At 58.2% G+C, this 16,194-nt stretch carries 15 protein-coding genes; 7 read left to right on the forward strand and 8 right to left on the reverse strand.

The window, feature by feature from the left end:
• Positions 1–29: 29 nt before the first annotated feature.
• The 4 genes from H4317_RS07205 to egtB form a co-directional block, all read right to left on the reverse strand.
• Positions 30–1,403 (reverse strand): MATE family efflux transporter, encoded by a 1,374-nt coding sequence (locus H4317_RS07205; protein WP_185889449.1) that lies wholly within the window; start codon positions 1,401–1,403, stop codon positions 30–32.
• Positions 1,404–1,491: 88 nt separating this feature from the next.
• Positions 1,492–2,574: an aminotransferase class I/II-fold pyridoxal phosphate-dependent enzyme gene (locus H4317_RS07210; RefSeq protein WP_185889450.1), complete on the reverse strand. Its 1,083-nt coding sequence runs from the start codon at positions 2,572–2,574 to the stop codon at positions 1,492–1,494.
• Between the two features lie 2 nt (positions 2,575–2,576).
• Entirely contained in the window at positions 2,577–3,608 is a 1,032-nt protein-coding gene (egtD, locus tag H4317_RS07215) for an L-histidine N(alpha)-methyltransferase (protein WP_185889451.1), read from the reverse strand.
• A 68-nt stretch (positions 3,609–3,676) separates the two neighbouring features.
• Complete coding sequence (gene egtB / locus H4317_RS07220) at positions 3,677–5,002, reverse strand: ergothioneine biosynthesis protein EgtB (RefSeq protein WP_185889452.1); 1,326 nt, start codon at positions 5,000–5,002, stop codon at positions 3,677–3,679.
• A 258-nt stretch (positions 5,003–5,260) separates the two neighbouring features.
• On the opposite strand from egtB, the gene H4317_RS07225 reads away from it, so the two are divergent.
• From H4317_RS07225 to H4317_RS07255, 7 genes are all read left to right on the forward strand, one after another.
• On the forward strand, positions 5,261–5,509 hold the full coding sequence (locus H4317_RS07225) for a KGG domain-containing protein (RefSeq protein WP_185889453.1): 249 nt from the start codon (positions 5,261–5,263) through the stop codon (positions 5,507–5,509).
• Positions 5,510–5,651: 142 nt separating this feature from the next.
• Positions 5,652–6,740, forward strand: coding sequence for an o-succinylbenzoate synthase (locus H4317_RS07230; protein ID WP_185889454.1), 1,089 nt, complete (start codon positions 5,652–5,654; stop codon positions 6,738–6,740).
• A gap of 69 nt (positions 6,741–6,809) precedes the next feature.
• Positions 6,810–8,105 carry an aspartyl protease family protein gene (locus tag H4317_RS07235; RefSeq protein ID WP_185889455.1) on the forward strand — a complete coding sequence of 432 codons (1,296 nt, stop codon included), beginning with the start codon at positions 6,810–6,812 and terminating at the stop codon, positions 8,103–8,105.
• 113 nt (positions 8,106–8,218) lie between these two features.
• Positions 8,219–9,382 (forward strand): lysophospholipid acyltransferase family protein, encoded by a 1,164-nt coding sequence (locus H4317_RS07240; protein WP_185889456.1) that lies wholly within the window; start codon positions 8,219–8,221, stop codon positions 9,380–9,382.
• A gap of 133 nt (positions 9,383–9,515) precedes the next feature.
• Positions 9,516–10,502 (forward strand): alpha/beta hydrolase, encoded by a 987-nt coding sequence (locus H4317_RS07245; RefSeq protein WP_185889457.1) that lies wholly within the window; start codon positions 9,516–9,518, stop codon positions 10,500–10,502.
• 201 nt (positions 10,503–10,703) lie between these two features.
• Positions 10,704–11,213 carry a phasin family protein gene (locus H4317_RS07250; protein ID WP_185889458.1) on the forward strand — a complete coding sequence of 170 codons (510 nt, stop codon included), beginning with the start codon at positions 10,704–10,706 and terminating at the stop codon, positions 11,211–11,213.
• Between the two features lie 187 nt (positions 11,214–11,400).
• Positions 11,401–13,089, forward strand: coding sequence for an ABC1 kinase family protein (locus H4317_RS07255; RefSeq protein ID WP_185889459.1), 1,689 nt, complete (start codon positions 11,401–11,403; stop codon positions 13,087–13,089).
• Between the two features lie 51 nt (positions 13,090–13,140).
• Here the strand turns inward: H4317_RS07255 and H4317_RS07260 are convergent, their stop codons facing one another.
• From H4317_RS07260 to H4317_RS07275, 4 genes are all read right to left on the reverse strand, one after another.
• Positions 13,141–13,653, reverse strand: a complete 513-nt coding sequence (locus H4317_RS07260; RefSeq protein ID WP_185889460.1) for a hypothetical protein — start codon at positions 13,651–13,653, stop codon at positions 13,141–13,143.
• A gap of 113 nt (positions 13,654–13,766) precedes the next feature.
• Entirely contained in the window at positions 13,767–14,267 is a 501-nt protein-coding gene (locus H4317_RS07265) for a helix-turn-helix domain-containing protein (protein WP_185889461.1), read from the reverse strand.
• 101 nt (positions 14,268–14,368) lie between these two features.
• Positions 14,369–15,232: a glycoside hydrolase family 16 protein gene (locus H4317_RS07270; protein WP_185889462.1), complete on the reverse strand. Its 864-nt coding sequence runs from the start codon at positions 15,230–15,232 to the stop codon at positions 14,369–14,371.
• 77 nt (positions 15,233–15,309) lie between these two features.
• Positions 15,310–16,194, reverse strand: a complete 885-nt coding sequence (locus H4317_RS07275) for a glycoside hydrolase family 16 protein (RefSeq protein ID WP_185889463.1) — start codon at positions 16,192–16,194, stop codon at positions 15,310–15,312.

Consider the following 16,194-nt stretch of genomic DNA (forward strand, 5'->3'; position numbering starts at 1 on the left):
GGCTCGTTCCCCTCGCATGAGTGCTAGGTTCAGTGGGCTACCAGAGAAGCCGGGTGGTCCTGCGCAACCGGTACCATGCTATGCTGGCGGAAACGCCACAGCAGCAGGCCCGCTACCAGCGAAAGGCCCGTCAGCAGGCCCAGCCACACGCCCAGGCTTCCCATGTTCAGTGTAAAGCCCAGCCAGTACCCCAGCGGCAATGCTACCACCCAATAGGACAGCAGTGCCACCACCGAGGGCAGCTTTACATCTTCAAGGCCCCGCAGTGCGCCTAGCCCCACTACCTGCAGGCCATCGGAAATCTGGAAGGCCGCGGCCACCAGCAGCAGAGTGGCGGCCTGAGCTACCACGGCAGCATCGTGGTTATAGAAGTGCGGGATAAAGTGCCGGAAAGCAACCAGCAGCAGGCCCATGGAACTCATAAACAGGAACGTGAGCAGATACGCCGCGAAACCCGCCTGCCGTGCGCCATGCGCGTCGCCGAGACCTCGCATATTGCCTACCCGGATGGTAGCTGCCGCCGCAATACCGCTAGCCGCCATATATGTTACCGAGGCCACGTTTATGGCAATCTGATGCGCAGCCAGCGAGGTGGCTCCCAGCCAGCCAATCATGATGGCCGAAAAGCTGAACGCGCCCATTTCGAACATCATCTGTACCCCGATTGGTGCGCCCAACCCCAGAAGGCGGCGCAGGGTAGCCCCGTCAGGCCGAAGCCAGTGGGTAGCAGCTTCGCGGTAGGGGCGTAGTCGTGCTGCCCGCAACACATAGGTGCCCATGAGCAGTGCCATTAGCACGCGGGCAATGAGCGTGGCCCAAGCGGCTCCCATCATCCCCAGCTTCGGGGCGCCAAGGTGGCCGAAAATGAAGGCATAGCACAGCACGGCATTTACCACGTTGGCCAATACCGAAAGGTACATGGCTTGTCGGGTAAGGCCCAGCCCTTCAGCAAACTGCTTAAACCCTTGAAACACCATGAGCGGTAGCAGCGACAGAAACAGCACCCGAACCCAGGGCGCGGCCAGCGCTACTACTTCGGCGGGCTGATGCAGGTGGTTGAGCAGCGGCGCAATAAGCAGACCGGCTGCCGCCAGCACCAGGCCGGCTACCGTGCTCATCCAGACTCCCGCCACCAGCAGCCGGCCCAGTTGCGGCACGTCGCGCTTGCCATCGGCGGCAGCCACCAGCGGCGTAATTCCCATCGAGAGGCCCATGCCCAGCACCATTACTACCGTGCCCACGCTCACGCCCAGGCTCACGGCAGCCAGCGGTACCTTGCCGGTCTGGCCTACCATCACGGAGTCGCAAACGTTTACCAGCACGTGGCCCAGCTGGCTAAGCACAACCGGAAAAGCGAGCTGAATGGTGGGTTTGAGGTGGGGACGAAGGGCAGTGAAAGGCATAGCAATAGGGCAAAACGAGCCGCAAAGGTACGGCAGTTATGCCGGGAGCCGGATCAACCAATCAAAAACACAACGGTACTTCGCTGCCTCAGCGCAATACCGTTGCTAGCCGCCTCAGGGCCTCCTGCAACTCACTTGAGGCAACGGCATACGACATGCGCACGAAGCCGGGGGCTCCACAACTGGTACCATCCACCACTTCTACACCAGCCGCCAGCAGCCGTGCCACTAAGTCGGCGGAGGCTTCAGGTAGCGGCAGGTGTGGCAGCAGATAAGCCCGCAGGTCAGGAAAGGCGTAGTAAGTGCCCAAGGGTGGGTGTGACAGCGCACCGGGGAGGGCAGCCAGAAAATTGAGCATCAACTGGCGGTTGAGCCAGAGCTGCTGGCACAGAGCGGCACTAATGGCAGGATTTTCAACCGTCTCCAGCGCCGCTAGTTGGCTAAGGACTGCCACCGCGCCCCCAGTGGTAAACAGACGAGCGGTGCAGGCATCAGCTATCCAGCGCGCCGCCGCCAGATAGCCGATGTTCCAGCCCACCAACGCGTGCGACTTGGAAAAGCCATTCACAACGACGCTCCTGGGTGCAGTAGAGCAAGATAACAGCGACGGTACCGCTTCCTCCCCAAACCGGATACCGTCGTATATCTCATCAGCCAGTACGAACAGCTCCGGAAACTGCGCAGTTACGGCCAGCAGCGCCTCCAGTTCCGGCCGCGTGTAGATGCGGCCGGTTGGGTTGTTTGGGTTCGAAAACAACAGCACCCGGGTACGTGGCGTGAGAGCCGCTCGCACGGCTTCGGGCCGGAGCGCATAGTTGTCGGTGGGGCTGAGGGGAAGCTCACGTAAGAAGCCACCTGCGGCCTTCACCAGCTCCGCAAAGCCAAACCAGTTGGGCGTAAGCAGCAATACCTCGTCGCCGGGGCGCAGCACGGCCGACAAGGCCAGGAACAGCGCCGCCTTGGTACCTGGTGTAACAACTAGTTCGTGCGTTGAATTTTCATCGGTCTGGAGGCCGGAATAGCGTAAGCGCAACGCATTACGCAATTCTGGCAGGCCGGCGGTAGCACTATGGGGCAGCGGCTGATTTGCTAGGTGCTGCTGTATTCGCGCCAGAACAGTTGGGGGAGTTGAAAAATTGCCGTAGCCGGAAGCAAGGCTGATGGGTTTCATAGCTAGGCTGGGCGCAACACTACATCAGCAAAATAGTCCCGCTCGTCGGTGAAGAACTCAGCCACGGCCAGACCGGCGTCGGCGGCGAGGCCTTCAATCTGAGGCCGCGTGAATTTGTAAGAGTTTTCGGTATGAATTGGCTCCCAGGCCGCAAAGTGGAACGTCTGGTCCAGGGCTGCAATGTGTACTTGTTGCGCCTGCGTGGGCATCAGAAAAGAGCGCACAGCCCCGGAAAGCGGGTCGTAATCGGTGTAATGCTGCCAAGCGGCCAAAGTGAAGTCAGCGCCCAGCTCCCGGTTGAGGCGCGTGAGCAGGTTCAGGTTGAAAGCTGCCGTCACGCCCTGCGCATCATCATACGCGGCCCGGATAAAACGCGGGTCTTTTTGCAAATCAAACCCAATCAGCAGCCGGTCGTCGGCAGAAAGGGGCGCTGCTAACTCACGCAGGAAGGCCTGCCGGTCGGCGGGCAGGAAGTTACCAATGTTGGAGCCCAGAAACAGGACGGCTTTGCGACCGGGCCGGTCAGCCATCAGGCGCAGCGCTGTGCCGTAGTCGGCCACTATCGGTTCCACCCGTAGCTCCGGTAGTTCTTGGCGCAGGCTGCCGGCCAGTCCTTCTACCGCCGCCGCCGAAATGTCAACGGGTACATAAGTAAAGTTGGCGCCGGTATTCAGCAAATGACGCAGCAGGATCTTGGTTTTGAGTCCGTCGCCGGCACCTAGCTCCAGCAGAAAAAAGGGCTCCTCTGCTACCGTAGGCCGCAAGGCTGCTCCTAAGGCTGCCTGATGATGGGTCAGCAGCGAAAATTCGGTGCGCGTAGGGTAGTACTCCGGCAGCGCCATTATTTTCTGAAACAGCCGGCTGCCCTCATCGTCGTAGAAATACATCGACGAAAGAGTTTTGGGGGAGCGGCTAAGGCCCGTTGCCACGTGCTGTTTCAGCTTTTCCAGTTCCTCGTGGCGGAGCACCGATTGGGATGAGGCGGACTGGGGAGAAGTAGCGGTAGAAGACACAGGGGAGAGAGGAGAAGACATAATCAACAGGAATTCGGAACAAGCCGGTGGTACTCAGGCGCAGAATGCAAATGGCAGAGGCCGTAAGCTCAACGCGCCAACCGGATGCCGGTGAATTGCCAGCGTTTGTCGGCGTGGAAGAAATTGCGGTAGGTAAGTCGGATATGGCTGACCGGGGTGGCGCAGGAGCCACCGCGCAGCACCATTTGGTTGATCATGAATTTGCCGTTGTACTCGCCTAATGCTCCGGCCGCCCGCACATAGCCAGGGTACGGATGATACGCCGAATACGTCCATTCCCAGGCGTCGCCGAGCAACTGGTGGCAGTGCGTTGGGTCGGCGTTGGCAGGCAGCGGCTGCGGGTCCAATAGGTTGCTCTCCAAGAAGGTGCCGGTAGTCGGGTTGGCCCCAAAATATCTGGCGGCCACTTCCCATTCCGGTTCGGTTGGCAGGCGGGCCCCAGCCCAGTGCGCATACGCATCAGCTTCATAAAAACTGATGTGCGTGACGGGTGCTGTTAGGTTCACAGGCTGCAGGCCATGGTGCGTAAAACGATGCCAGCGGCCATCGTGCAGCATCCAGTAGAGCGGCGCCTCCCATTGCTGGGTTTGTACCAGGTCCCAGCCCTCGCCCAGCCAGTAGCGAAAATCCTGGTAGCCGCCGGCCTCTATAAATTGCAGATACTCGCCATTGGTCACTAGCCGGTTCTGCAGCTCAAAATCTGCTGTCAGCACTTCATGTGGCGCCTGCTCATTGTCGAAGCAAAACCCGGTTCCCTCATAGCCGATCCGCGAAATGCCGCCCGGCACCGGTAGCCAGGACACTTCCGGCAGGGAAGCTGCTTCCGCTTCTGCAGAGTTAGTGCCCGTTGGTGCTGATGTGGCTGGCTTCAGGTAAGCTGGGGCCAAGGGGCTGGTACTGAGTATGTATTTGATATCGGTAGCCAGCAATTCCTGATGCTGCTGCTCGTGCTGCAGGCCCAGCTCCATCAACTCATAGAAATCAGATGGTAGCTCATCGGCCAAGGCTAGCAGCTTCTCCATCTGCTCATCAACATGGGCGCGGTAGCGGTATACGTCGGCCAAAGCCGGACGGGAAAGGGTGCCCCGGTCGGCGCGATTTACACGGGAGCCTAGCGAGTTGTAGTAGGAGTTAAACAGAAAGGCATAATCCGGATGGTACACTGTGTAGCCGGGCAGATATTCTTTCAGCAGAAACGTCTCGAAAAACCATGTGACGTGGGCCAGATGCCATTTCGGCGGGCTCACATCAATCATTGGCTGCACCACCGTATCTTCTGGGAGTAGCGGCTGGCACAGAGTTACGGTGCGCTGGCGCACCATGTGGTAGCGCTGGGCCAGCACGGCAGCGGCGGCCGGAGCTGCTGTAGCAAGAGCGGAGAGAGGAGAAGACATAGCGTAGAAGTGGAGAGAGATACAAGTAACTAGATTTTTCGCCCCGAGGTTTTTACTCCCCTAGGCTCGGCCCTAAGTAAGCCGGTATAACTCCTCCGTATTTGCCGCAGAAAAGTGGGGTAAACTACGCGGAGCTCCTCCGTAAAAAGTGGTATTTTGAGCAAATAAGCCACATTTTGACGTGCAGACATCAGCCATTGTGTAACGGGTTGCGTTTCTTCCATCACTCTCCGTTCTACAGTTCATACCCCCTCTGCTATGCAAACCAGCTCACCCACAACCAAACGCCCAGCCAACCGCACCAACGCTGCCGAGGCCAAGCCCAAGCGGGCCCGCGGCTTCGCCGCTATGGACCCCGAAACTCAGCGCCGCATTGCCAGCGAAGGCGGCAAGGCCTCACACCAGAGCGGCCGTGGCCACCGCTTCACTTCGGAGGAAGCGCGGGCTGCAGGCCGCAAAGGAGGACAGGCCACGCGTCGGCCTCTGCAGAGCAGCCAAGCAGCTTAGCCCGTTTTTCCCACACGCTACGTACCTGCCCCACTCGTTCACGCATCTGTCTGCTAGCAGCAGGTAGCGTCCGGGTGGGGCAGCAGTGTGTCTGGGTGGCAGGTTTGCCCGATATTGCGGCCTCTATTCTGCTTCAGTTTCCATGCTCCAGCTACACTACTCGCGCCGTACACTACGCTTCAACTTTCCGGCCCGCACGTCGCGCGGGGCACTTACGGAGCACGTTGCCTGGTACCTGCACCTCACCGATACGCAGCGCCCTGGCCTTGTAGGACTAGGGGAAGCAGCGCCGTTGGCCGGCCTCAGCCCTGACCATCGGCCAGACTTCGAACCTCAACTTGTAGCCCTCTGTGCTGCCTTCAACCGAGCTGCGCTGCCAGCGGAGGTAGCTGCCGAAACTGCGCTGGAACTGGTGACCTCAGAATGGCCCGCCCTGCGTTTTGGGCTGGAAACCGCCTTGCTTGACCTGCACCACGGGGGGGAGCGGGTGCTGTTTGATAATGCCTTCAGCCGAGGTGAGGCTGGTGTACCCATCAACGGCCTGATTTGGATGGGAGATGCCGCCTTCATGCGGGCCCAGATTCGCAAAAAGCTCACTGAAGGCTATTCCTGTCTCAAGCTGAAAATAGGTAGTCTGGATTTTGCCACGGAGCTACAGCTGCTGGCCGAAATCAGGGCCGAAGCTGGGCCCGAGGAACTGACCCTACGGGTAGATGCCAATGGGGCTTTTTCGCCGGCTGAGGCCCTAGGCAAGCTGGAGCAGCTGGCACGGTTTGATCTGCATTCTATTGAGCAGCCTATCCGGGCCGGGCAGTGGGCTGCTATGGCCGACATATGCCGCCACTCGCCGGTGTCGGTAGCGCTGGATGAAGAACTGATTGGCGTAACGGACCCTACGCAGCAGGTAGCGCTGCTCGGTGAAACGCAGCCGGCCTACATCATTCTCAAACCAACGTTGGTGGGGGGTATGGCGGCGGCGCTGGAGTGGTGGCAGCTGGCCGAAGAGCACGGAATCAGCTGGTGGCTTACGTCGGCGCTGGAGTCCAATATCGGCCTGAACGCCATCAGCCAGCTGGCGGGCGAGTATGCGCTGCCGGACTTTCCGCAGGGCCTAGGTACGGGGCAGCTATACCACAACAATCTGGCGGCGCCGCTGCAAATCCGGCAGGGCCACTTGCATTTCGACCCGCTGGGGGCCTGGCAGCTGCCTGCGCCCGGCCAGCTACAGTAAGGAGGGCGGCCGGAGAAGTGGCGGAAAGGTAGTTTTTTGGCTATATTTCCCAGCTCGCCTGTTCTCCCTATGCCCGCCCGCTGGTTTTGTGTTTTTAGTCTGTTTCTGCGCTTCCGGCCAGTAGCCTGGCTGCTGCTTTGGGCCGCAGCCACAGGGTGGCCAGCTACCATTCAGGCGCAGGAGGTACAGCCACCGCTGCCATTTCGTTTCGAAAGCCCGCGCCAGAAGCGGGCCCGACTTCCGTTTGAGTTCCAGCGTAACCTCATTATCGTACAGGCTTCGTTGAACGGAAAGGGGCCTTTCAATTTCCTGCTTGATACAGGCGTCAGCATTTCCCTCATCACTGATCCGACCCTGGTAGTGCCCCTGAAGCTGCGCCGGGGCGAAATGTACCGGGTGGCAGGGGTCGGAGAGGAGGGTGCGCTGGAAGCATTTATGTCGGATAGTGTGCGCGTAGAAATGCCCGGTATTGTAGCCCCAGCGCTGTCGTTTCTGGTGCTGTCGGCTGATGTGCTCAACCTTTCGGGCTATGTAGGCATGCCCGTGCACGGCATTCTGGGCTATGACGTGTTTCGGAGCTTTGCAGTGGAAATAGAGCCTGACGCAACGTCGCTGCTGCTCCACACGCCACTTTCCTACCGCCCCCCTAAGGGTCGCCGCTGGACTTCGGTTCCGCTCGAGATAGAAGCTCGCAAGCCGTATATCCGGGTGCCAGTCGGCCTCTCCGATTCGCTGCTGCTCCCCCTGAAACTGGTGCTGGATACTGGCGCCGGCCATGCCCTGTCCATCGAAACCGGCTCTGACCCTCGCCTGAGCCTGCCTCCAAACCGGCTGCGGGCGCAGCTCGGGCAGGGCCTGAGCGGCACTATCAATGGCTACATAGGCCGCGTGCAGAACATGCAGCTGGGCCGCTACCAGCTCAATAGCCTGCTAACCTCCTTCCCCGATGCCGACAACGGCGCCCAACGGGCCGAAGTACCGCGCAATGGCAATGTGGGCCTGGAGCTGCTCAAACGGTTCGATATGGTAGTGGACTACACGCACAACAAGCTGTGGCTGAAACCGAATAGCTTGTTTCAAGACCCTTTTGAGCATGATATGTGCGGCATGGAGCTACTTGCCACAGGCCGCGACTACCGGCGCTACATTGTACTGAAAGTGCAACCCAACTCACCGGCCTCCACCGCCGGCCTGACGCCCGGCGACGAGCTGATGTCCATTAATCTGCTACCCGTGTCCTCCTTCAGTCTCACCGAAATCAGCCGGATTTTTCACTCTGAAGATGGGAAGGTGTTATTTCTGCTATTTCAGCGGCCTGATGGGGAACTGTACCCGACACGTATCAAGCTAAAACGGCAGATTTAAGGTTGTTCTGGAGCAACGCAAACTTGCCCCAGAGGGTAAAATGTCTACATTAGAAGCCCGTCGGTACCCGGCGCATCTAGTTGCTCTCCCATTCCTGCCCACCCGCCTGCCCGATGTCCACGGCTTCCACGCCTCCTGCGCTGCCCCAGCCGCCGCCCGCCATTCGGGCCAATCAGCACATCTACTCCGACTACTTCGAGGAAGATTTCGTGCAAACCCTCGACAACAATATTCTGCAGTTGCTTGACCGGGTGTGGTTTCGGTCACGCTTAGTTGGGTTCGAGAATTTTCCGGAACGCAACAACCCCGAGCGGCCGCTCATTTTTGCCTCCAACCACTCGGGTATGGCTTTTCCCTGGGATGCCATTGTGGCCTTGGCGCACATGTGGCGTACGTTGCCCAATCAGGAGGGGCTACCTCGGCCGTTGTCGGCACCGTTGCTTTCCCAATCTACTCTCATGAATCCGTTTCAGGTGAAGGAGTTCTGGAAGAAATGCGGCTGTGTGGATGCCACCACACTCAACTTTGAAACGATGATGTATTATCAGGACCACAACCTGATGCTATATCCGGAGGGGGTGCCTGGCATCGGAAAAGGGTTCAACAAGAAGTATGAGTTGCAGCGGCTGGCCAGCAGCATGGTGCGCCACAGCATTGCGCACCGCACCGATGTGGTGCCGTTCTACACCATCAACGGCGAGTATCTCAACCCCTACGCTTACAGTTGGGAGTGGCTGAACAACTGGAGCAAGAAAATCGGCATTCCGTTTATCCCACTCGGGCCCATTGTGCTGCTTGTGTTGTTGCAGCCTTGGTCGTTCTACATGGCGTATCCGGCTCAGCTCACGTTTGTGCTCGGGTCTCGCATCCGGCCCTACGAAATGACCGACAAAACGCCTGCTGAGCTTACCCGCGAAGACTACACGGCGCTTTCAGAGCAGGTGCGCCAACTCATGCAGACGGAAATGGACGCTACGGTGGCCAAATATGGGCAGCAGCCCTACCGCTGGCGCGAACTGTGGCAGCGGATGAAGGAAAACTGGCGCTATTTTCCGTTTTTCTTGCCTGTCGCGTGGCCGGCCTTGTTTCAGGAGTTCGAGCGCCAATATGTGCGCCATGGTCGCCGCAACTTCAAAATGCAGCTCGACAAGCCCGGTGCGTGGCTGAGGATGGTGTGGAACAACCCTTTCACGCTGGCTTTCTTCATCCCGATTCTGGGCTGGATTCCCATTGCTATCCGAGGCTACAAAGGCCACCGCATTGGAAAAAAGGTCTGAATTCGCCGTTCATCCGTTTCTTAGGTCGGCATCTTTTCCGCTCGAATACGTTATAAGCTAGTCCAGTGGGCTTCTGCCGTACTGGGGTAGTGCCTGCCCTGCTCTCATTCTGCCTTCCCACCCGTTCCTGTCCATGCCTTCTGCTCAGCATTTGCTGCTCAAGCAGCTCCTAACCGCCGCCACCGGCCCACTTGCCCGTCGGCGCCCTCAGTTGGCGGCCATGCGGCTGGCTGCCGAAGCGGCCTCCGTTTTTCAGTTTGTGCCCTGGAACGTGTTTCTGGAAGATGCCAGCGTAGAGGGCATGCCCGCCGAGTGGTTACGCCCGGCTGGGGCACCTGCCCACCGAGTGCTGCTCTATCTGCACGGCGGTGGCTATGTGCTGGGCTCCCTGAACACACACCGCGCCCTTGTTGGGGCGCTGGCCCAAAGCTGCCAGCTGAATGCGCTGGCCATCAACTACCGCAAAGCACCCGAGTACCCGTTCCCAGCTGCTCTCGATGATGCCCGCTTGGCGTATGACTGGCTGCTACAAAACGGCTACAAACCACAGGATGTCATGATTGCCGGCGATTCGGCCGGTGGGGGGTTGGCGCTGGCTTTGCTCATCAGCCTGCGCGATGCCGGACAGCCCTTACCCGCCGCCGCCATCTGCCTCTCTCCCTGGACCGATTTGGCCCTGCCAGTAGCTATGCTTCGCCAGATATGCCGCGAAGAAAGCCAGATTCTGGAAGCCCTTGAAATTAGAGGCTGGGGCCCGTTGTACGCTCAGGATACCCCTCTTCGCCATCCACTATTGTCGCCGGTGCAGGCAGCGCTCCACGGGTTGCCGCCGCTACTCATCCAGATTTCCGACGCAGAAGTGCTACACGATGATGTGCTGCAGTTCAGCCGGAAGGCGTACGCTGCCGGAGTGCCGCTCACACTGCAGGTGTTTGAAGGGCTAGTGCATTGGTGGCACCTGTTCTGGCGCTTTGTGCCGGAGGCCCGGCAAGCATTGGACCAAGCTGGAAGCTTCAGCCGTGGTGTTTGGGCAGCACAAGCGTCGGCAAAGCTGGCCGTACAGGCGGCAAGCCACCGGGCTCGGCCGGCTTCCAGCAGTCCGTTGCGAGCCAGGCACTAAGCCGATTCGTCTATCACGGAGCGTCCTTCTGAAACCCCGGCAATGGTCCAACGTAAAATTTCTATCCTCAGAGCCAACTATATAGCTGTCTTTTCGTAGGTTTGTGTCAAGTAGTCGGCTTGCATACTACTTTTCCCGGCGGGCGGGTCCGCAATGCCGGTTTTGCTTACTCCACCTTCTTTTCCCAAACTCCACAGTCTCATGGAAGATCTATTTAAAAAGTTCGTCAACGCCGGTGTTGGCTTTGTTTCGCTCACTACTGATCGGATGCAGAAAACCATCGACTCGCTGGTGAAGGAGAGCAAGCTGTCGGAGAAAGAAGGCGCCAAGATTATGGATGAGCTGAAGAAAAACGGTGAAACCAAGCGCAAGGAGCTGGAAAAGCAGTTCCAAGGTCTTGCTTCGAAGATGATGAAGTCGGTAGGAGTAGCACCCAATTCGGAAGTGGAAGAACTAAAGCGCAGCGTGAAGGGCGGCTCAAATTCGTCAGCCTCTTCTGCTTCGGCGGCCAAGAGCAGTGCTAAGCCAGCCGCCAAAACCACGGCTGCTGCCAAAGGCGCAGCGGCCAGTGCAACCAGCAAAGCGGCCTCCACTGTGAAAAAAGCAGCTGACAAAACCAGCGCTACGGCTGCCAAAACGCAGAAGTCGGCTGCCGGCTCGGCTGGTGCTGCCAAAAAAGAAGAGAACAAAGCGGCCGGTTCAGCGGCCTAATACAGCCGCCGCTGCCCTTTCGCAGTTGTTAGACTGATAAAACCCCCGCCCGTGTTTTTCGGGCGGGGGTTTTTACTCTTAGATTGTACGGATTTTGCTGAGCCCGGTGGCTCTTACCTCTACTTCAGTGCGGCGCGCTACAATAGCTGCTCGTTAAAATCCTTTCGGCAGCGCAAACCAGTAGTTCATGTTCAAGAATACGATTTCCAACCTGACCCGTATCCGACAAGTGGCGGAAGTGCTGATCCGCTACGGTTTTGAGGATGCCGTAACGACCACGCCGCTCCGGCGACTGGTACCTCGCAGCCGGCGGGTGTCGTGGCAGGAAGGGGAGCAGGCCGTGTTTGAAACGACACGTTGGCAGCGTATTCGGATGATAATTGAGGAACTGGGCCCCACTTTCATCAAGCTGGCGCAGGCCATGAGCAACCGTGCTGACCTGTTGCCCCAGCCCCTCATCGACGAGTTTGAGAAGCTGCAGAGTAATGTGCCGCCCTTTGATGTACAGGTAGCCAAGGCCATTATTGAGCGGGAACTTGGCCAACCTATTGATGAGGTGTTTTCTGAGTTTGATGACGTGCCGCTGGGCTCGGCCAGCATTGGGCAGGTACACCGGGCGCGGCTGCTGAGCGGTGAGGAGGTAGTAGTGAAGGTGCAGCGCCCCGATGTGCAGGAGAAAGTGCGCTCCGACTTGGCTTTGCTGCACGAGCTGGTGCGCCTTACGGCCGGTTTTCTGCGCAAACAGGGCCTTGCCAATCCCCAGGACGTGGTAGATGCTTTCGAGCGGAGCATGACTAAGGAGCTGGACTATACCTCAGAAGCACGCTCTATGGAACAGTTTCGCAAGCTCTACGAGAGCTACGAAACCTTCTACATCCCGAAGCCTTATCGGGAAATGAGCACCGCCAAAATCCTGGTGATTGAATTTGTAAGCGGCTGCAAAATCACGGATAAGCCGCAGTTGCTGGCCTGGGGCCTGAGTCCGGAACAGGTAGCCGAAACCGGCATGGATATCTACCTAACCCAGATATTCGAGTTTGGTATTTTCCACGCCGACCCGCACCCCGGCAACGTACTGGTACGCCCCGATGGCACGCTGGTACTCATCGACTTCGGGATGGTAGGCAAGCTGACCAAGCAGCAGAAATATGCCTTTGCGGGCGTGTTTATTGGCATGGCGCGGCAGGACCCGCGCAGCATGGCCCTGAGTTTCCGCCGGCTGGCCCTCACATCGGATATTCCGGATATGCGGGCCTTCGAAACGTCGCTGAGTGAGCTGATAGAGGACTTTGCCACCCTCGACGTGAAAGACATGAGCATGTCGGATCTGGCCGATGCGCTGCAAAATGTTATCTATACCTATAAGCTGCAGGTGCCGGGCGCTGTGTTCCTGATTTTGCGGGCCCTCGTGATTCTGGAAGGCATCGGCAAGGTGCTGCACCCGCGCTTCAATACCTTTGAGTTTGTGCGCCCCTATGGCGCGCGCATCATAGCAGAGCAGTATTCGGCGGATAATATCCTTAGCGAAGCGCAGTATACCGGCACGCAGCTGCTCGCCCTCATCCAGACGCTGCCCGCCGATATCCGGCAGATTATGCGCAAAGTTTCGCGCGGCGACTTGCGGGTACGTGTGGAGCTAAGTGGTTATCAGCTGCTGCTGCGCAAAGCCGACCAACTGGTAAGCCGAGGCATTCTGGCGGCTATTTCGGTAGCTCTGATTCTGTTCGCGGGCATGAGCCTGCTGGGCCGCTACCCCACTGGCCAGATGCCCTACTTCCGGGGGCTACCCGTCGTGACGTGGTATAGCCTCGGGCTGGCCGCGTTCCTGCTGCTCATTCTCTTTATTCTAGGTACCAAGCGGGAGCGTCGGGAGTAGCTACCACATACCTAGTGCCTACGGTTTCGACGAGTGGTCCACCTGTTTGGGCTAAATCTGACCGTACACTTTAGCTTCCACCTGAAGTGCAGCAGCTAACGCATTGGTAAGGCCCAGAGCAGCTTCGTATTCCTCGCCCTGCTGAATCACAACTCCTTGGGGAGAGTTGGGGATTGAAAACATGACAACGTAGCGCTTCGCTTGGTCAGTACGAATACGACCGGGCCTGCCAGAAGTAACGAGGTCTGAAAAGTACTTCATTGTGACGTGTTGAACCTCGGGCAACGGCTCCCAGTCACCCATCCTCAAGCCGAGGATAGATGTGTATAAGCGGTATTGGCGAGTCTTCAGGTCTAGCTCAATGCCCTTGTGTTCAGTAGCAGCAAGTATGGCGAGAATCAGTCCTCCACCTCCAGAAATAATGGCGCCTGCATAGAGTAGATATGCTCCTCCTGATGCCAGAACGAGAGCTAACAAGGAGTTAGCAGTACGACGTAGGATAAATCTTGCTGAAGTAGGGGCCAGCGTAATACTGGCTTTGGCTACCACAAGTGACTCTGACATAGAAGTAGAGAAATAAGAACAGCCCATCCTGATTAGCTAGGATGGGCTGTGTAAAGTAAATAGGAAAGCGTAGATCTTCTCACTAAGTAGGTGAGAGGACAACATCTATCACTCTAGAGCATAGAACCGGACACAACCTGTGAACGGGTGCTAGCGCTAGGTTCTGCCGTAAGAGACAGCAGCACCTGCAGCCGCTGCAGCGCTTTGCCCACCGTGACCGGGCAAATAGATTTGGCGTGGCCCTTGTCAACTAAGTAAGTAGCTAGCTGGCGCAGGGTCCAGCGGCGGACAGGAGCAGCGGGGCGGCGAGATAGGAGTGCCAGCAGAGCGGCTTCAACAGCAGGCGTAAGCTTGGTGGGGGCGCCACCCTGGGGCTGCGTGTTCAGATAAAACGTGAGACCCTGGCGTTGAAATGCCCGGCGTAGGGCATATACGCGGCCCTCCGTCATGGCCAGTCTTTGGGCCGTTTCGGCTGCTGAGTAGCCCGCGTGCCAGTCCAGAATCGTTTGGGCACGGTTTATTTGGCGGCGCACTAACTGCTCCTGACGCAGATAGTGCTGCAGTTCCTGCTGCTCCGCCGCCGACAATCGGAAAAACTGTTTTTGACGGCCCATGATATGAGTTGATGAAGTGCAATACTCCCCAAGCGTGCTCCGTTGCCGGAGCCGTGGTAGAGTGTGCAACGTGTACAAGTAAGGGTATGACGCGGGCTGCGCTACTGCTGTTTCAGCTTGTAAAACCGTACGTAGTCAACCAGCATCTGCTGTGGAAAAGCGGCTTCGTCAATGCCCTTTTTGCCGCCCCAGTCGCCGCCTACGGCCACATTTAGCAGTAGATGAAACGGATGGTCCCAGGGCCAGGCTTCCCAGCCACTATGCTCGTTGCGGCTCGTGAAATAGAGTTTGTTGTCGACGAAGACTGAAATGGTTTCCGGCGTCCATTCCATGGCATACACGTGGTAGGCTGTAGTGGCAGTGGGCACACTGATGGAGTCAGTTTTCTGGTTGTTGGTCCGGAAGTAGTACTTCTTGCAATGAGTAGACGCCTGCACAATGGCGGGCCGGTAGCCCACGTACTCCATTATGTCGATTTCTCCATTGGCGGGCCAGCTTTTGTCGCCGTATTTCCACTCGTCGGGTAGCATCCAGATGGCGGGCCAGATGCCACGGGCGCCGGGCAGCTGCGCCCGTACCTCTACCCGGCCGTACGTAAGGCTGCCGCCGCCCTTTGCCCGGGAAACTAGTCGGGTAGACGTGTAGGGGTTCTTTTCGTTCAGTGCTTCTTTGCGCGCTTCAATCACCAAATGACCATTCTCGACGCGGGCATTTTCGCGCCGGGCTTTGGTATAGAGTTGCAGTTCGTTGTTGCCCCAGCCCGTACCACCGACATCGTAGGTCCACTTCACCGAGTCGGGCAGGCCAGTGTAGTTGAACTCGTCGCTCCAGAGCAGTTCCTTGAATGTGTATCGGGGAGCCTTAGGCTGGCCCTGCCTGACCGGGCCAAGGGAACTGGCCATCAGGCAGGGCATTAGAAGCAGGCCGGTTGCGGCAGAGAAGCGCCGCTTTAGAGGGTGTTTCATGGCGGGAGAGAGGCGGGAGAGGCAAGGCAGCATGTCCCTAGCTGGGACATGCCAGGAGCGGGACTAGTGGGCAGAAGCTACCGGTATTGGTAGTACCGCACATAGTCCACCTGCATTGATTGGGGGAAAAGCGTCGTGGCATCGGGGTTGCCGTCGAAGTCGCCGCCTACTGCCACGTTCAGGATAAGAAAGAACGGATTGTTGAACGGATACGGGCTGGCATCGGCACCCGTGAAGGTGTAGTACGGCTGCGGATTCTCATCCAAATAGAAGCGGATGAGGTCTTTGCTGCGCACTGCCGAGAAGACATGGAAGTCGTCAGAGAGGTCGTCGGTAAGCGTTTTTGTAATGCCTTTGTAGCGGTGCTCGGCTGTAGTATTGCCGTAGTGCATGGTCGAAAGAAACTCTTTCGGACGGCTGCCACGCAGTTCCATAATGTCGATTTCGCCGCATTTGGGCCAGTTGTTCTGGTCGATGTCGGCTCCCAGCATCCAGATAGCCGGCCACACGCCCTTTCCCTTGGGCACCTTCGCCCGCACATCTATGCGCCCATACTGGAAGTTTTGCTTACCCTTCGTGACAAGGCGGCCCGAGGTGTAGGAATTGTTGCCGGACTGCTGCCGGCGGGCCTGAATAACTAAGCTGCCGCTACTACTCACGAAGACGTTGTCGCCGGAGTTGGTGTAGGCCTGCAGTTCGTTGTTGCCCCAGCCGCCGCCACCCAGCTCATACGCCCATTTGCTCTGGTCGAGTGGGCCGTTGGTGAACTCGTCGCTCCACTTCAGCTCCGTGTACTGGCCATAGTCGCGCGGGTCCTCGTTCACTACCGGAGTAGTAGGCGTGGGCGTAGGAGTCGGGACGTTCTTTTCTTTGGTTTCGGTGCAGGAACTTATGCTCAGGGCTAGCATCAGGCCAGCCCCAAGCAGTGCGTTTCGCCGTACCGGTACGGGTTGACTTTTCAT

This window comes from Hymenobacter sediminicola (assembly GCF_014250515.1).
Lineage (GTDB): Bacteria > Bacteroidota > Bacteroidia > Cytophagales > Hymenobacteraceae > Hymenobacter > Hymenobacter sediminicola.